Annotated in this window: 16 protein-coding genes; all 16 read left to right on the top strand. The window is 74.5% G+C overall.

All coding sequences use genetic code 11. The features are described 5' to 3' along the window. Positions 1-150: 150 nt before the first annotated feature. The 16 genes from ACIBPB_RS09090 to ACIBPB_RS09015 all read left to right on the top strand — a co-directional run bounded on the left by ACIBPB_RS09090 (position 151) and on the right by ACIBPB_RS09015 (position 14877). Positions 151-1566, top strand: coding sequence for an FtsW/RodA/SpoVE family cell cycle protein (locus tag ACIBPB_RS09090; protein ID WP_396839480.1), 1416 nt, complete (start codon positions 151-153; stop codon positions 1564-1566). After that, complete coding sequence (murG, locus tag ACIBPB_RS09085) at positions 1566-2672, top strand: undecaprenyldiphospho-muramoylpentapeptide beta-N-acetylglucosaminyltransferase (RefSeq protein ID WP_396839035.1); 1107 nt, start codon at positions 1566-1568, stop codon at positions 2670-2672. Before ACIBPB_RS09090 ends, murG begins: the two co-directional genes overlap by 1 nt. 31 nt (positions 2673-2703) lie before the next feature. After that, the gene (gene murC, locus ACIBPB_RS09080; protein WP_396839034.1) at positions 2704-4191 is read left to right on the top strand and encodes a UDP-N-acetylmuramate--L-alanine ligase; all 1488 of its coding nucleotides are present in this window, start codon (positions 2704-2706) and stop codon (positions 4189-4191) included. Next, entirely contained in the window at positions 4188-5006 is an 819-nt protein-coding gene (locus ACIBPB_RS09075; RefSeq protein ID WP_396839033.1) for a cell division protein FtsQ/DivIB, read from the top strand. The genes murC and ACIBPB_RS09075 overlap by 4 nt, the downstream gene beginning before the upstream one ends. A gap of 232 nt (positions 5007-5238) precedes the next feature. After that, positions 5239-6354 carry a cell division protein FtsZ gene (ftsZ, locus tag ACIBPB_RS09070; RefSeq protein ID WP_396839032.1) on the top strand — a complete coding sequence of 372 codons (1116 nt, stop codon included), beginning with the start codon at positions 5239-5241 and terminating at the stop codon, positions 6352-6354. A 9-nt stretch (positions 6355-6363) separates the two neighbouring features. Then, complete coding sequence (locus tag ACIBPB_RS09065) at positions 6364-7110, top strand: YggS family pyridoxal phosphate-dependent enzyme (RefSeq protein ID WP_396839031.1); 747 nt, start codon at positions 6364-6366, stop codon at positions 7108-7110. Positions 7111-7308: 198 nt separating this feature from the next. After that, complete coding sequence (locus tag ACIBPB_RS09060) at positions 7309-8004, top strand: cell division protein SepF (protein ID WP_357316048.1); 696 nt, start codon at positions 7309-7311, stop codon at positions 8002-8004. A gap of 28 nt (positions 8005-8032) precedes the next feature. After that, positions 8033-8338, top strand: coding sequence for a YggT family protein (locus ACIBPB_RS09055; protein WP_046569758.1), 306 nt, complete (start codon positions 8033-8035; stop codon positions 8336-8338). A gap of 41 nt (positions 8339-8379) precedes the next feature. Beyond that, positions 8380-9183 carry a DivIVA domain-containing protein gene (locus ACIBPB_RS09050; protein ID WP_396839030.1) on the top strand — a complete coding sequence of 268 codons (804 nt, stop codon included), beginning with the start codon at positions 8380-8382 and terminating at the stop codon, positions 9181-9183. Positions 9184-9258: 75 nt separating this feature from the next. After that, the gene (locus ACIBPB_RS09045; RefSeq protein WP_396839029.1) at positions 9259-9906 is read left to right on the top strand and encodes a hypothetical protein; all 648 of its coding nucleotides are present in this window, start codon (positions 9259-9261) and stop codon (positions 9904-9906) included. Beyond that, positions 9903-10205 carry a DUF167 domain-containing protein gene (locus tag ACIBPB_RS09040; protein ID WP_396839028.1) on the top strand — a complete coding sequence of 101 codons (303 nt, stop codon included), beginning with the start codon at positions 9903-9905 and terminating at the stop codon, positions 10203-10205. The genes ACIBPB_RS09045 and ACIBPB_RS09040 overlap by 4 nt, the downstream gene beginning before the upstream one ends. A 22-nt stretch (positions 10206-10227) precedes the next feature. Continuing rightward, the gene (locus ACIBPB_RS09035) at positions 10228-11727 is read left to right on the top strand and encodes a potassium/proton antiporter (RefSeq protein ID WP_396839027.1); all 1500 of its coding nucleotides are present in this window, start codon (positions 10228-10230) and stop codon (positions 11725-11727) included. Between the two features lie 224 nt (positions 11728-11951). Then, complete coding sequence (locus tag ACIBPB_RS09030; protein WP_046569752.1) at positions 11952-12371, top strand: TraR/DksA C4-type zinc finger protein; 420 nt, start codon at positions 11952-11954, stop codon at positions 12369-12371. A gap of 68 nt (positions 12372-12439) precedes the next feature. Continuing rightward, on the top strand, positions 12440-13042 hold the full coding sequence (lspA, locus tag ACIBPB_RS09025; protein WP_396839026.1) for a signal peptidase II: 603 nt from the start codon (positions 12440-12442) through the stop codon (positions 13040-13042). Then, the gene (locus ACIBPB_RS09020) at positions 13039-13983 is read left to right on the top strand and encodes an RluA family pseudouridine synthase (RefSeq protein ID WP_396839025.1); all 945 of its coding nucleotides are present in this window, start codon (positions 13039-13041) and stop codon (positions 13981-13983) included. Before lspA ends, ACIBPB_RS09020 begins: the two co-directional genes overlap by 4 nt. A gap of 12 nt (positions 13984-13995) precedes the next feature. Then, positions 13996-14877: a hypothetical protein gene (locus tag ACIBPB_RS09015; protein WP_396839023.1), complete on the top strand. Its 882-nt coding sequence runs from the start codon at positions 13996-13998 to the stop codon at positions 14875-14877. The last annotated feature ends 55 nt before the right edge of the window (positions 14878-14932 follow it).

Genomic DNA, 14932 nt, shown 5'->3' with positions numbered 1-14932 from the left:
CGGGCGGGCCGGCGCAGCCAGCATGATGGGCACGTGGGGGAGGGACGAGACACCGACGGCACGACCGACACGCCGCCCCGGCGGCCACCCGCGGAGGACCGGCCGGCGGAGCCACCGGCCCCGCCGGCACGCTTCGACGCGGCCGGCGGGCTGGCCGCGCTGCAGGGTCTGCTGGCCCGGCCGCTGGCCTCCTACTACCTGCTGCTCTCCAGCGCCGGCCTGCTGCTGCTGATCGGCCTCACCATGGTCTTCTCGGCGACCAGCGTGAAGGACTACGCCGACCAGGGCGACGCGTCCGCCTCGCTGGTCAAGCAGACGATCTTCGCGGTGATCGGCATCGTGGCGTTCTGGGCCTGCCAGCGGCTGCCGGCCCGGACCTTCCGGGCGGTGAGCCGCCCCTTCCTGGGCGTGGCCGTGGTGCTGCTGCTGGTGCTCAACCTGCTGGTCGCGCTGGAGTCGCTGTTCCGGGTGAAGTCGATCGGCCCGCTCAAGGCCCAGTTGCTCTGGCTCTACCTCGGGCCGATCTCGGTGCAGCCGGTCGAGGTGGCCAAGTTCGCGCTGGTGCTCTGGGGCGCGCACGTGCTGGCCCGCAAGGGCGCCGCGCTCGGCTGGTGGAAGGAGCTGGCCACCCCGCTGTTCCCGGTGGTCGGCCTGCTCTTCGTGCTGGTCGGCTACAACGACCTGGGCAGCATGCTCTGCCTGCTGGCGCTGGTGGTCGGGATGCTCTGGGCGGCCGGGGTGCGGATGCGGGTGTTCGCCACCCTCACCGCGGTCGGCCTGGCCGGCGTCGGCCTGCTGGTCGCCGCCGCCTCCCTCGGCGCCGGGTCCGGCGCGCGCGACGACACCAACTACCGGCTCACCCGGCTCACCTCCTTCCTCGACCCGCCCGACCCGAAGACCTGCTTCGAGGAGCAGCTCGAGGGCTGCTACCAGCTCGTCCAGGCCCGGTACGCGGTCGAGCACGGCGGCTGGTTCGGGGTCGGGCTGGGCAAGAGCAGCTTCAAGTTCGGCTGGCTGCCCGAGGCGCACAACGACTTCATCTTCGCGATCATCGCCGAGGAGTTGGGCGTGGTCGGCTGCGCCGTGGTGCTGGTGCTCTTCGCCGTGCTGGCGTACACCGGGCTGCGGATCGCCCGGCGGGTGGAGGACCCGTTCCGCCGGCTCGCCGCCGCCGGGGTGACCGCCTGGCTGGTCGGCCAGGCCGTGATCAACATCGGCGGGGTGACCGGGCTGCTGCCGCTGACCGGCGTGCCGCTGCCGTTCATCTCCGACGGCGGCAGCGCCCTGGTGGTGACCCTGGCCGCGGTCGGCATGCTCGCCTCCTTCGCCCGCGCCGAGCCGGACGCGGCCCGAGCCCTGCATGCCCGTCCCCCGGCGCGCTGGGTCCGACTAGTGTGGGCCCCGTTGCCGCCGCTACCCGGCCGGCGTCGCCGCCCGGCGTCGCCACCGCCGGACCGTGGGTCCGTACCCCGGTCCCGGACGCGGCGGTCCGACGACCAGGCCGCGGTCCGCGGCGCCCGGCCGGGCCGGGCCCGCGCCGGCACGGCGAGCGAGAGGAGACGCTGATGGGTCCGCTGCGTTCGGTGGTGCTCTGCGGAGGTGGTACGGGTGGGCACATCTACCCGCTGCTGGCCTTCGCCGACTGCCTGCGCCGACACGACCCCAGCGTGCGGATCACCTGCCTGGGCACCCCGAAGGGCCTGGAGAACGAGCTGATCCCGCCGGCCGGCTACGAGCTGCGCCAGATCCCCGCCTACCAGCTGCCCCGGTCGGTCAACATGAGCCTGGTCCGCACCCCGGACCGGATGTGGAAGGCGGCCCGCGCGGCGGGCAAGGTGATCGACGAGGTGCAGGCCGACGTCGTGGTCGGCTTCGGCGGGTACGTCTCGGTGCCCGGCTACCTGGCCGCGTGGCGGCGCGAGCTGCCGATCGTCATCCACGAGGTGAACGTGCCGCCGGGGGTGGCCAACCGGCTCGGGATGAAGTTCACCAAGCACGTCGCGGTGGGCTTCCCGCACCAGCCGGCGCAGGCCGAGTCGCTGCGCGACGCCCAGGTGGTCGGGGTGCCGCTGCGCCGGGGCATCGCCGGGCTGGACCGGGCCGCCATGCGGGACGCCGCCCGGGCCCACTTCGGCCTCCGGCCCGACCTGCCGGTGCTCTTCGTCGCCGGCGGCTCGCAGGGCGCCCGCTCGATCAACCTGGCGGTGGCCGGGGCGGCCAAGGAACTGGCCCGCAACGGCGTGCAGGTGCTGCACGTCATCGGCGCCCGCAACGAGCCGGTCTCCGTCCCCACCGACCTGCCGGTGCCGTACGTGACCCTGCCCTACCTGTCCGAGATGGAGCTGGGCTACGCGGCCGCCGACCTGATGCTGGGCCGGGGCGGCGCGATGACCTGCGCCGAGGTGGCGGCCATCGGGCTGCCCACCATCTACGTGCCCTACCCGCACAGCAACCAGGAGCAGAAGCGCAACGCGCTGCCCGTGGTGGAGGCCGGCGGCGGGTTGCTCGTCGACGACGCCGAGGTGACCCCGGACTGGTTGGAGCGCACGGTCATCCCGCTGATCCGGGACCCGCGGCGGCTCGCCGCGATGGGCGCCGCCGCGGCCGGGTACGGCCGGCGCGACGGCGACGTCGCCCTGCTGAACTTCGTCTACCAGGCGGTGGCCCGATGACGCCGGGCGCCGCGACGGGAAGGTACCGCTGATGAACACCGCGCAGTTCACCCCCGCCGGCACGATGACCGCGGAGGACCTGGGCCGGATCCACCTGATCGGGGTGGGCGGGGTCGGCATGAGCGGCCTGGCCCGGCTCTTCCTCACCCGGGGCCTGCCGGTCTCCGGCAGCGAGCTGCGGGAGTGGCCGTCCCTGGCCGGCCTGCGGGCGCTCGGCGGGACCATCCACTCCAGCCACGAGGCGTCGAACCTCGACGGGGTGGACACCGTGGTCTACTCCTCGGCGATCCCGCAGGACCACCTGGAGCTGGTCGAGGCGCGCCGGCGCGGGCTGCGGGTGCTGCACCGCTCCGAGGCGCTCGCCGCCGCGATGACCGGCCGGCGGACCGTGGCGGTCGCCGGCACGCACGGCAAGACCACCACCACCTCGATGGTCACCATGGTGCTCCAGCAGGCCGGCACCGACCCGTCCTTCGTGATCGGCGGCGAGATCTCCGAGGTCGGCTCGGGCGCGCACCACGGCACCGGCGAGTACTTCGTGGTCGAGGCCGACGAGAGCGACCGTTCCTTCCTCATCTACCGCCCGTACGTCTCGGTCATCACCAACATCGAGGCGGACCACCTCAACACCTACGGCGACCTGGCCAACCTGGAGGCGACCTTCGCCGAGTTCGCCCGGCTGACCGACCCGGAGGGGTTCATCGTCACCTGCGCCGACGACCCGGGCGGCCGGCGGCTGGCCGAGACGCTGCGGGCCGAGGGGCGCCGGGTCTGGACGTACGGCGAGGCGCCCGACGCCGACCTGCGGCTGAGCGCGATGGCCTCCTCCGCCCGCGGGGTGCGCTTCCTGGCCGAGATCGAGGGTCGGTCGCTGGGCGAGATCCGGCTGCCGGTGCCCGGCCGGCACATGGGACTGAACAGCGCCTCGGCGGTGCTCACCGCGTACCTGCTCGGGCTGCCGGTCGAGGCGGCCGAGGCGGCGCTCGGCGCGTTCCCCGGGGTGCGCCGGCGCTTCGAGCGCAAGGGCGTCGCCGACGGCGTGCTGGTCTACGACGAGTACGCGTACCACCCGACCTCGATGACCCTGGCGCTGCAGACGCTGCGCGAGGTGGCCGGCGAGGGCCGGCTGATCGTGGTCTTCCAGCCGTACCGGCTCTACCGCACCCGGGACCTCCAGGCGGAGATCGCCGCGGCCCTGGCCATCGCCGACGAGCTGGTACTGCTGGAGGTCTTCGGCCCCGGCGAGCTGCGCCAGCCGGGGGAGGGCGCTGCCGCGCTGATCGAGGCGGTGCCGCTGCCGGCCGACCGGAAGGTCTTCGTCGAGGCGTGGGACGACGTGCCGGCCGAGGTGGCCCGCCGGGCCCGTACCGGCGACGTGGTGGTCACCATGGGCGCGCCGCCGATCTCGCTGATGGGCGACCAGCTCCTCGACGCCCTGCTGGCCCGCACCGGCGCCGCGGGAGGCGCGGCGCTCGGCACCGGCGTCGACCCGGACGGCGCGGCCGCCACGGCCGGATGAGCCCCGGCCCGGCCCGCGGCCGGACCCCCGGCCAGGAGGGCGGGGGCGGCCGGCGCAACCCGGTCCGGCAGTGGCAGCTGGTCCGGGCCGGCGCGGACGCCGTACCCCCGTCGACCCGGCGGTTCATGGCCCGGGCCCGGCGCCGCCGGATGCGGGCGGCGCTGCCCTGGGCGGTGGCCGCGGGTGTGCTCGCGCTGGCCGGGCTGGTCGCCTGGACCGTCCTCGGCACCGGCCTGTTCGGGGTCCGCGAGGTGCGGGTGGTCGGCGCGCACCTGGTCACCCCGGTCGAGGTACGCGACGCCGCGGCGGTGCCCGACGCCGCGCCGCTGGCCCGGGTGGACCTGTCCGCGACCGCCCGCCGGGTCCGGGCCCTCGCCCCGGTGGAGCGGGTCACGGTGCGGCGGGACTGGCCGGGGACGCTGGTCATCCGGGTGGTGGAGCGGACCCCGGTGGCGGTGGTGCCGAAGGGTGAGCGGTTCGTCGTGCTGGACCGCACCGGGGTGGTCTTCCAGGATCTGCCCCGGGCCCCCGCCGGGCTGCCGGAGATCCGGGTCGGCGCGCCGGCGCCGGACGACCCGGGCACCCGGGCCGGGCTGGCGGTGCTCGCCGCGCTCAGCCCGCGGCTGCGCGCCGAGCTGGTCTCGGTGGACGTGGCCGGGCTGGCCCGGATCACCCTGCGGCTGCGCGGTGACCGGACGGTGTTCTGGGGCGACGCGACCCGGGGCGCGGACAAGTCCACTGTGGCCACCGCCCTGCTCGGTCGGAAGGTCGACACGATCGACGTCAGCGCGCCGGACGTGGTCACCTACCAGTGAGCCGGCGGTCCGGAACGTGAGCCGGCCCGCTCCGGCCGGCGACACGCCGGAAGGGTCCTTGGCTCATCGGGCGGTGGCGCATACGTTGCCCCGAAGAGATCAGTGGTTGACATAACTCTAAGCCTCTAGTAGAGGGTGAGGGTTTCAGGACCCGCAGGGAAGTGCTCCGCCGCTGGTCCGGCCAAGCCGTGTGGGGTCGGCCCATGCCAATCTCGAAGGGAAAGGACCGGAGATGACACCTCCGCACAACTACCTGGCGGTCATCAAGGTCGTCGGCATCGGGGGCGGCGGCGTCAACGCCGTCAACCGGATGATCGAGGTTGGGCTCAAGGGCGTCGAGTTCATCGCGATCAACACCGACGCGCAGGCGCTGCTGATGAGCGACGCCGACGTCAAGCTCGACGTCGGCCGGGAGCTGACCCGAGGGCTGGGCGCGGGCGCGAACCCGGACGTCGGCAAGAACGCCGCCGAGGACCACCGCGACGAGATCGAGGAGGTGCTCAAGGGCGCCGACATGGTCTTCGTGACCTGCGGCGAGGGCGGCGGCACCGGCACCGGCGGCGCGCCGGTGGTGGCGAACATCGCCCGTAAGCTCGGCGCGCTCACCATCGGCGTGGTCACCCGGCCGTTCTCGTTCGAGGGCAAGCGGCGCCAGGTGCAGGCCGAGGCCGGCATCGAGGAGCTGCGCAACCAGTGCGACACGCTCATCGTGATCCCCAACGACCGGCTGCTCGCCCTCGGTGACCGCAACATCTCCATGATGGACGCCTTCCGGACCGCCGACCAGGTGCTCCTCTCCGGTGTCCAGGGCATCACCGACCTGATCACCACCCCGGGTCTGATCAACCTGGACTTCGCCGACGTCAAGAGCGTGATGAGCGGCGCGGGCAGCGCGCTCATGGGCATCGGCAGCGCCCGCGGCGAGAACCGGGCGGTGGAGGCGGCCCAGGCGGCCATCTCCAGCCCGCTGCTGGAGCAGAGCATGGACGGCGCGCGCGGCGTGCTGCTCTCCATCGCCGGCGGCTCCGACCTGGGCCTGTTCGAGATCAACGACGCCGCGCAGCTGGTCACCGACGCGGCCCACCCGGACGCCAACATCATCTTCGGCGCGGTCATCGACGACGCGCTCGGCGACGAGGTGCGGGTCACCGTGATCGCCGCCGGTTTCGACGGGGGCGCGCCCGCGTACAAGGCGGTGGAGCCGGCCCGCAAGACCAACCAGAACCAGCCGGCCCAGCCCAGCACCCCGGTCAGCCCGCCGACCACCGTGCCGGCGCCGCAGCAGTCGCCGCGGCGGGTGCTCTTCGACGACGTCGACGTGCCCGACTTCCTCAAGAACGGTTCCTGAGCGGCGCCGATGACCGACACACCAGGCGCGGTGCGACCGGACCGGCGCGCCGAGCTCGCGGCCGGGCTGGCTCAGGTCCGGGCCAGGATCGCGGACGCCTGCGCGGCCGCCGGCCGGGACCGGGGCGAGGTCACCCTGATCGCGGTGACCAAGACGTATCCGGCCGGCGACGTGGTGGCGCTCAGCGGGCTCGGGGTGACCGACGTGGGGGAGAACCGGGACCAGGAGGCCGCTGCGAAGGCGGCCGAGGTGGCGGCGGCCGGGGCCACGCCGCGCTGGCACTTCATCGGGCAGTTGCAGCGCAACAAGGCCCGCTCGGTGGTCCGGTACGCCGACGTGGTCCAGTCGGTGGACAGCGTCCGGCTGGCCGCCGCCCTGGACGCCGCCGCGGCGGCCGTCCGGGACCGGCCGCTGGACGTGCTGGTGCAGGTGAGCATCGACGGCGACCCGGCGCGGGGCGGGGCACTGCCCGGCGCCGGGGATCCGGACCGCGGGCTGGATCCGGTGGCTGAGGCGGTGGCGGGCTCGGCCGGGCTGCGGCTGGCCGGCCTGATGGCGGTGGCGCCGTTGGGCTGGGAGCCGGAGCGGGCCTTCGCCCGGCTGGCCGAGGTGGCGGAGCGGTTCCGGGCCCGGCATCCGGGCGCGACCGTGTTGTCGGCCGGGATGAGTGGGGATCTGGAAAGCGCGATCGGGTACGGCGCAACACATGTCCGCGTCGGCAGCGCGTTGCTCGGAATGCGCCCCACGCTGCGGTAGCCTGACCGCGAAAGAAGCAAATTACATCAGTGTTGTTCAGGACGGCGTTTCCCGTAGCCGGGGGCCGTGGCGGGCGGACCGCGAAACCGCCCGTCAGGGGATTGCCGATCCGGTCCGGTGGGCATTGCGTTGTCCACTCGTGATCAAAGCGACACGGCACGGGGGCGCGTGCCGCACGGCGGACGGAAGGGCGCGGGGATGGGTGCACTGCGCAAGGCGGGGGTATGGCTCGGACTCGTCGAGGAGGATGACGAGCGGGCGTACGACGACGCTGCCTACGACAAGGGCGGCTACCGCGAGTCGCGCTACCGGTCCAGCCGGTACGCGGAGGAGTTCGCCGACGACGAGGACGAGGAGTCCGAGGAGCCGCCGGCGACCCGCGGCCGCGCGGGTGACCGGGGCCGGCTGAGCGAGCGCGCCTCGAGCCGCGCCGTCGACACCGAGCGGGCCGACCACGACCGTCCGGAGCGGACCGAGCGCTCCAGCGTGCGGTCGATCACCCGATCGGGTGGTGGGGAGTCGTCCGGCGCGCTGACCTACCACACCCGGGACAACCTGGCCCTGGCACCGCAGGTGCAGCCGCGGGAGCGGGTCGCCGCGCCGGAGGACGAGCAGCGCTACCAGATCACCACGCTGCACCCGACCACCTACCGGGAGGCGCGCACCATCGGTGAGCACTTCCGGGACGGTGTGCCGGTGATCATCAACCTCACCGAGATGGACGAGGCGGACGCGCGCCGGCTGGTGGACTTCGCCGCCGGGCTCGCGTTCGGGCTGCGCGGTACGATCGAGCGCGTGACCAACCGGGTGTTCCTGCTCTCACCGGCCAATGTCCAGGTCACCGCGGAGGACAAGGCCAAGATCGCTGAGGGCGGCTTTTTCAGCCTGAGCTAGCCCGCACGACCGAGGGGCGTCGCCTGCCGTGTTGTCGATCCTGTTCCAGGTGCTCTACCTGGTCCTCTACCTGTTCCTGCTTGTGCTGTTGGCCCGATTTGTCCTCAGCGCCGTCCTGGCCTACGGTCGGCGCTGGCAACCCGGACGCGGAGCATCGGCCGGATTGGAACTCGTGTGGAGCGTCACTGATCCGCCCCTGCGCGCGTTGAGGCGTGTGATTCCACCACTACGAATTGGTAGCGTGAGCATCGACCTGGCCTCTCTTGTGCTCCTGGTTATCCTGTTCGTGCTGATGGAGTTCGTGTTAGGGCAGCTGATCCAGGCGTTTGCCTGATCAGGCTGCTTTCGCGGCCGCAACTGACCCGAGGAGTTTCGATGCCGCTGACCCCGGCCGACGTCCACAACGTCGCCTTCAAAAAGCCGCCGATCGGCAAGCGGGGCTATGACGAGGAGGAGGTCGACGCTTTCCTGGACGAGGTCGAGCGCGAGCTCGCCCGTCTCATCGAGGAGAACAACGAGCTGCGCGCCCAGGTGGAGCGCGGCGGTCGGGGTGGCGCGCCCGCCGGCCCCGGCGGCGACGCCCGGCTCGCGGCGGAGCTCAACGACGTCAAGGCCCAGCTCGACCGGGTGCAGCGCGACAAGGCGGCCGCCGAGCAGGCGGCCCGCGCGATGCAGGCCGAGCTGGAGCAGGTCCGCACCCAGGGCGTTCCGGCCGCCGGCGCCGACGGCGAGCAGCAGGCGCTGCGGGTGCTCATGATGGCCCAGCGCACCGCCGACGACCACGTGTCCGACGCCCGCCGCGAGGCCGACCAGCTCCTCTCCGAGGCCCGTTCCAAGGCCGAGGAGGTCACCCGGGAGGCGCGCGCCAAGGCCGACGCCCTCGAGCGGGACGCCCGCCAGCGGCACCAGGAGGCGATGGGCGGCCTGGACGCCAAGCGCACCGCGCTGCAGAAGCACATCGAGGAGCTCAAGCAGTTCGAGCGCGAGTACCGCACCCGGCTCAAGGCGTACCTGGAGAGCCAGCTGCGTGACCTCGACGGTCGCGGCCAGGGCCTCGAGGTCGAGATGAACCGCGAGGGCAACCGTGCCGCCGGTGGCAGCAACGGCCTCGCCGCCGCCGGCCTCGCCGGCTCCTACGGCGGCGGCGGTCGCGCCGGCTCGCTCGAGTCCGGCCGCTGATCCCGCCCGTCGGCGGCCGCCCCCGGGCGGCCGCCGGCACGGCGCAGACCGACACGAGGCGGCGAGGGGTGGGCCGTGATAGTCGCCAGCATCCTGCTCATCGTCGTGGCGGTCGTGCTCCTGGTGGCCGGGCTGGCCGGTGGCTCCAGTCCGCTGCTGATCACCTCCATCGCGGCCAGCGTGCTGGCCGCTGTGGCCCTCGTCGCGGGTGCCCGCCAGGCGGCCGCCACCCGGGCCACGACCGGCCGGCCGCACGAACGCACCGGTCCCGGCGACTCCGGGTACGGCCCCCCGCCGGGGGAGCCGGAGATCCCGGTCCAGCACACGCCGTCGACGGTCGGCACCGGCACGTCGGGGTGGCGGCAACCACCCGAGGCGCCGGAGCCGGCGTACTCCCCGCGTGAGTCGGCCCTCGACGACGCCGGCCTGGCGTCGGACGCCCCGGCGCCCACCTCGCCGGCCGCCGGGGGCGGGTTCGACGGCGAGCCACCCGCGCAGCCGCTGTCGCCGGCACAGGCCGCACGCCTGGCCGAGGTCTTCGCCGACGTCCAGGTGGTCGACGGCCACCCGCGGTTCCACCTGCCCGACTGCCCGCACCTGATCGGCCGCGACGACGAGCCGTTGCCGGTCGGCGAGGCGGTGCAGCTGGGCTTCACCCCGTGTGCCGACTGCGCGCCGGCCACCGCGCTGCTGCCCGACCCGCCGCGGGACCGGTCCTGGTGACCGGGGAGCCGCTCACCGTCGCCGTCCGGGTGAAGCCCGGCGCCTCCCGGGCCCGGGTCGGTGGCCGCTTCGACGGTCCACACGGGCCGGCCCTGGTGATCGCCGTGCACGCGCCCGCGGTGGACGGGCGGGCCACCGAGGCGGCCCGCCGGGCGCTGGCCGCCGCCCTGGGCGTCCGGCCGGCGGCGGTCTCGCTGCGCGCCGGCGCGGCCAGCCGCGACAAACTCTTCCTGGTCGAGCCGGCGGCCCCCGGGGCGCCCGAGGCGCTGCGCCGGCTGCGCGACGGATCGGCCGAGTGAGGCCCGCGCGGGCCGGTAACCGATGACGGCCGGGCTCGACGTCGCGCTGCTGGTCGGCGCGGCCGTGCTGCTCGTCGCCGTGGGCGCGGTGCGCTTCTCCACCCGGCTCGGCGTGCCGAGTCTCCTGGTCTACCTGGCGCTCGGGGTGGCCATCGGCGAAGGCGGGCTGGGCATCCGCTTCGACGACGTCGAACTGACCCGGGTGCTCGGCTTCTGCGCGCTGATCGTGATCATCGCCGAGGGCGGGTTGAGCGCCCGGTGGAGCACGCTGCGCCCGGTGCTCGGCATGGCGGCCGCGCTCTCCACCGCCGGCGTGGTGGTCAGCATCGTGGTGGTCGGGGTGGTGGTGCACCTGCTGCTCGGCCTCGACTGGCGGCTGGCGCTGCTCTACGGCGCGGTGCTCTCCTCCACCGACGCGGCGGCGGTCTTCGCCACCCTGCGCCGGCTGCGGCTGCCACCGCGGCTGGTGGCCACCCTGGAGGCCGAGTCGGGCATCAACGACGCCCCGGTGGTGATCCTGGTGCTGCTGCTGTCCCGGGACGTCACCGCCCACCCGTGGTGGTACGAGGTCGCCCTGGTCAGCTACGAGCTTGGCGTCGGGGCAGCCGTCGGGGTGGCCGCCGGCATCACCGGCCGGTACGCGCTGCGCCGCGCCGCGCTGCCCTCGGCCGGGCTCTACCCGATCGCGGTGGTCGGCTTCACGGTGCTGGCGTACGCGGCCGGCTCGGTGCTGCACGCCTCCGGCTTCCTCGCCGTCTACGTCGCCGGGGTGCTGCTCGGCAACGCCCGGCTCCCGCACCGGCAGGCCATCCTCGGCTTCGCCGACGGGCTGGCCTGGTTGGCCCAGATCGGGCTCTTCGTGCTGCTGGGCCTGCTGGTGTCGCCGAGCCGGCTGGACGCCGCCCTGCTGCCGGCCGTGGTGACCGGGCTGGCCCTGCTGCTGCTGGCCCGCCCGCTGTCGGTCATGGTCTCCGCGCTGCCGTTCCGGTTCGGGCTGCGCGAGCAGCTCTTCCTCTCCTGGGCGGGGCTGCGCGGGGCGGTGCCGATCGTGCTGGCCACCATCCCGCTCTCGTTGCGGGTGCCGGGCGCGGACCGGCTCTTCGACGCGGTCTTCGTGCTGGTGGTGATCTTCACGCTGCTGCAGGCCGGGACGCTCGCCCCGGCGGCCCGCCGGCTCCGGGTGACCGCGCCCGCCGAGGCCGCCGAGATCCGGGTCGACACCGCGCCGCTGGAGCGGATGCGCGCCGACCTGCTCCAGGTCGAGGTGCCGCCGGGCTCCCGGCTGGGCGGTGTGCACGTGGACGAGCTGCGGCTGCCGGTGGGCGCCTCGGTGACCCTGGTGCTGCGCGACGGCACCGGCTTCGTGCCCGGCCTCGACACCCGGCTGAAGGTGGGGGACAGCCTGCTCATCGTGGCCACCGCCGAGGTGCGCGACGAGGCGGAGCGGCGGTTGCGCGCGGTGAGCCGCCGGGGCCGGTTGGCCCGCTGGTTTGGCGAGTACGGCGAGGATCAGGACGCCTGATCTGCTAGCGTTCCTTTTGCCCCAATTGGTGGCTGTTCGGGGCTGAAAAACGGTGCGACGGTGCGGCACGTTGTCGGACGCCTGTACGTTCCGTATTCTTGCCACCCTCCGGAGTGCACGGCCGTCCATGCCGTGCGCCCGTTCCGTACATGGGGACCGCCCCGGCAGGTGACCCCTGCCCGGGCACCGCCGACCGCCGCGGCAAGCGGCCGAGGGAGCTGACGATGGCGAAGCCAGCCGACACCAAGACCGCCGGCCGAAAGCCGGTGGCGAAGGCCACCCGCAGCGCGGCGGAGACCGAGAAGATCCGGGCCGCCCTGGCGGCACGGCGGGACGAGCTGAATGCCGAGTACGATCAGACGCTGAGCGAGATCACCGAGCTGCAGCGCGATCGGCTGACCGACTCGGCCGGGGACGACCAGGCCGACACCGGCACCAAGACGTTCGAGCGGGAGCAGGAGATCTCTCTCGCGAACAGCATCAAGGAGCGGATCACGCAGGTCGAGCGCGCCCTCGAGCGGCTCGACGAGGGCGGGTACGGCTGGTGCGAGCGGTGCGGCAACCCGATCCCGGTGGAGCGGCTCGCCGCGTTCCCGTCGGCCACCCTCTGCGTGACCTGCAAGCAGCTGGAGGAGCGGCGCTGACGTCCGCTCCCCGGCGGCCGTACGGCAGACGGTGAGGCCCACCGTCGGAGAGCGTCGATGGGGAGCAGATGACCGCAGCACCACCCGCCGGAACCGGCACCGTGCAATCGGATGGCCGTACCCCCCGCCGTAAGGCGGTCGGGATCCTTCTCGGCGTCGCCGTGGTCGCGCTCCTCGCCGACCTGGCCACCAAGCAGCTCGCCCTCAGCACGCTCAGCGGCCGGGGTCCGCTGTCCCTGCTCGGCGGCGCGGTCTATCTCACCCTGACCCGCAACAGCGGTGCGGCGTGGAGCATCGGCTCCGACCACACCTGGGTGTTCCCGCTGATCACCATCGGTGTGGTCGGCTGGATCGCCTGGATGGCGCTGCGCCTGCGGTCGCTGCCGTGGGCCGTCTCGCTCGGGCTGGTGCTCGGCGGCGCCCTGGGCAACCTGACCGACCGGATCTTCCGCGCGCCCGGCCACTTCGTCGGCCACGTGGTCGACATGGTCAGCCTCTTCGACCCGTACGGGCAGGTCTGGCCGGTGTTCAACCTGGCCGACAGCTCGCTGGTCTGCGGCGTGCTGCTGGCGATCTTCCTGGAGCTGACCGGCCGGCAGCGGGACGGCTCCCGGGCCGCCGCCGAGCAGCCGGCCGGCGAGACCCCGGCCGACCGGCGGGAGGCCGCGTGACCGCCGCCTTCGCCGCCGGCGGCGACCACCGCTCCCTGCCCGTGCCCGACGGTCTCGACGGGCTGCGCCTGGACCAGGCCGTGTCCCGGCTCTTCGGGCTCTCCCGCACCGCCGCGGCCGGCCTGATCGACGCCGGGGACGCGCTGGTCGACGGGGTCGCCCGGCCCAACTCGCACAAGGTCAAGGCGGGCTCCTGGCTGGAGGTGACGCTGCCCGCGCCGGCCGCCCCGCCGACCGTGGTGCCGCAGGCCGTGCCGGGGCTGACCGTGGTCTACGCCGACGACGACATCGTGGTGGTGGACAAGCCGGTCGGGGTGGCCGCCCACCCCAGCCCCGGCTGGACCGGCCCCACGGTGATCGGCGGGCTGGCCGGGATCGGCCACCGGATCTCCACCAGCGGGGCCGCCGAACGGCAGGGCGTGGTGCACCGGCTCGACGTGGGCACCACCGGGATCATGGCGGTGGCCAAGAGCGAGCAGGCGTACACCGCGTTGAAGCGCGCCTTCAAGTACCGCGAGGTGGAGAAGCGCTACCACGCCGTGGTGCAGGGCCACCCGGACCCGCTGCGCGGCACCATCGACGCGCCGATCGACCGGCACCCGCACCACGACTACCGCTGGGCGGTGGTCTCCGGCGGCAAGCCGAGCATCACCCACTACGACACCATCGAGGCCTTCCCGTCGGCCAGCCTGCTCGACGTACGGCTGGAGACCGGCCGGACCCACCAGATCCGGGTGCACTTCTCCACGCTGCGGCACCCCTGCGTGGGCGACCTGACCTACGGCGCCGACCCGACCCTCTCGGCCCGGCTCGGGCTGGCCCGGCAGTGGCTGCACGCCCGCTCGCTGAGCTTCGTGCACCCGCGCACCGGCGAGGAGGTCACCTTCGTCAGCGAGTACCCGGACGACCTGGCCCGGGCGCTGGAGATCCTGCGCGACTGACCGGCCCGGCCGATGACCCGCAACCCGCTGCCCCCCGAGCCGCCGGCGCGCCCGCCCCGGCGCCCCGCCGCGCTCACCTGGATCGCGCTGGCCTGCGCGTTCGCCGTGCTGCTGGTCGCGGTCGCGCAGCGGCGGGACGCGCCGACCGGCGACCGCACCGTGGGCGAGGTGACCCGGGTCGGCGTGGCCGACGGCGGCTCGGTCCCGGACTATCTGCGGGCCGCGGCGGCCGAGCTGACCGGGCTCGCCGCCCCGGCCACCCCCGGACCGGGCGACTACGCCCTGGTCTCGTTCGGTACGTACCTGACACCCGCCCGGGCGGCCGCCGCGCTCGGCGACACCCCGGTCGCCGCGGTGCTGGCCCGGGTGCCGCTGGTCGGCCGGCAGACCGAGATCGTCCGGATCGCCGCCCTGCGGCTGCCCGACGACGTGGTCGCCGGGATGGCCGAGGTGGCCACCCGCAAGGACCGGGAGGCCGCCGACTACCGGGCCCGCGCCGCCGCCCCGGCGGCCTCCGCCGATCCCGAGGCGGGCCGGGTGTACGCGACCGGCGCCGCGGTCGCGGCCCGCGAGGCGGCCGCCTACCGGGCCGGCTGCGCCTGCGTGTACGCGGCCGTGGTGCGGGCCGCCCCGGACGCGCTGCGGGCCCTCACCGGCCGGCCCGGCGTACGGGCGGTCGACCCGGCGCCCGAGGTGACCCGGCTGGACCGCGCGGTGTTCACCCCGCCGCTGCCCGAGCAGCGGGACGTGGCCCGGCCCCCGGTCGACACCGGGCTGGCCGCCCCGGAGGTGGGCGATTCGTCGGAAGCCGCACCGACGGTGAGCGGATTCTCACGCACCCCCGGCGCGGCGTCGACCGGCCGCGAGCGGCCGAATCCGGCTCCCACCTCCTGAGACATGCCTGCTCGGGGCCGGCCACCCGGGCCGGCGGTGCGCAGACCCCCCGGGG

It is taken from the genome of Micromonospora sp. NPDC049836, from assembly GCF_044465125.1.
Classification (GTDB): domain Bacteria; phylum Actinomycetota; class Actinomycetes; order Mycobacteriales; family Micromonosporaceae; genus Micromonospora.
The sequence above is the reverse complement of the archived record's forward strand: the minus strand, read 5'-3'. Positions and strand labels throughout refer to the sequence as shown.

Excerpts from the sequence above, each read along its gene's own strand:
- murG (WP_396839035.1), top strand. The coding sequence starts at position 1,566 with ATGGGTCCGCTGCGTTCGGTGGTGCTCTGCGGAGGTGGTACGGGTGGG.
- murC (WP_396839034.1), top strand. The coding sequence starts at position 2,704 with ATGAACACCGCGCAGTTCACCCCCGCCGGCACGATGACCGCGGAGGAC.
- ACIBPB_RS09075 (WP_396839033.1), top strand. The coding sequence starts at position 4,188 with ATGAGCCCCGGCCCGGCCCGCGGCCGGACCCCCGGCCAGGAGGGCGGG.
- ftsZ (WP_396839032.1), top strand. The coding sequence starts at position 5,239 with ATGACACCTCCGCACAACTACCTGGCGGTCATCAAGGTCGTCGGCATC.
- ACIBPB_RS09065 (WP_396839031.1), top strand. The coding sequence starts at position 6,364 with ATGACCGACACACCAGGCGCGGTGCGACCGGACCGGCGCGCCGAGCTC.
- ACIBPB_RS09060 (WP_357316048.1), top strand. The coding sequence starts at position 7,309 with ATGGGTGCACTGCGCAAGGCGGGGGTATGGCTCGGACTCGTCGAGGAG.
- ACIBPB_RS09050 (WP_396839030.1), top strand. The coding sequence starts at position 8,380 with ATGCCGCTGACCCCGGCCGACGTCCACAACGTCGCCTTCAAAAAGCCG.
- ACIBPB_RS09035 (WP_396839027.1), top strand. The coding sequence starts at position 10,228 with ATGACGGCCGGGCTCGACGTCGCGCTGCTGGTCGGCGCGGCCGTGCTG.
- ACIBPB_RS09030 (WP_046569752.1), top strand. The coding sequence starts at position 11,952 with ATGGCGAAGCCAGCCGACACCAAGACCGCCGGCCGAAAGCCGGTGGCG.
- lspA (WP_396839026.1), top strand. The coding sequence starts at position 12,440 with ATGACCGCAGCACCACCCGCCGGAACCGGCACCGTGCAATCGGATGGC.
- ACIBPB_RS09015 (WP_396839023.1), top strand. The coding sequence starts at position 13,996 with ATGACCCGCAACCCGCTGCCCCCCGAGCCGCCGGCGCGCCCGCCCCGG.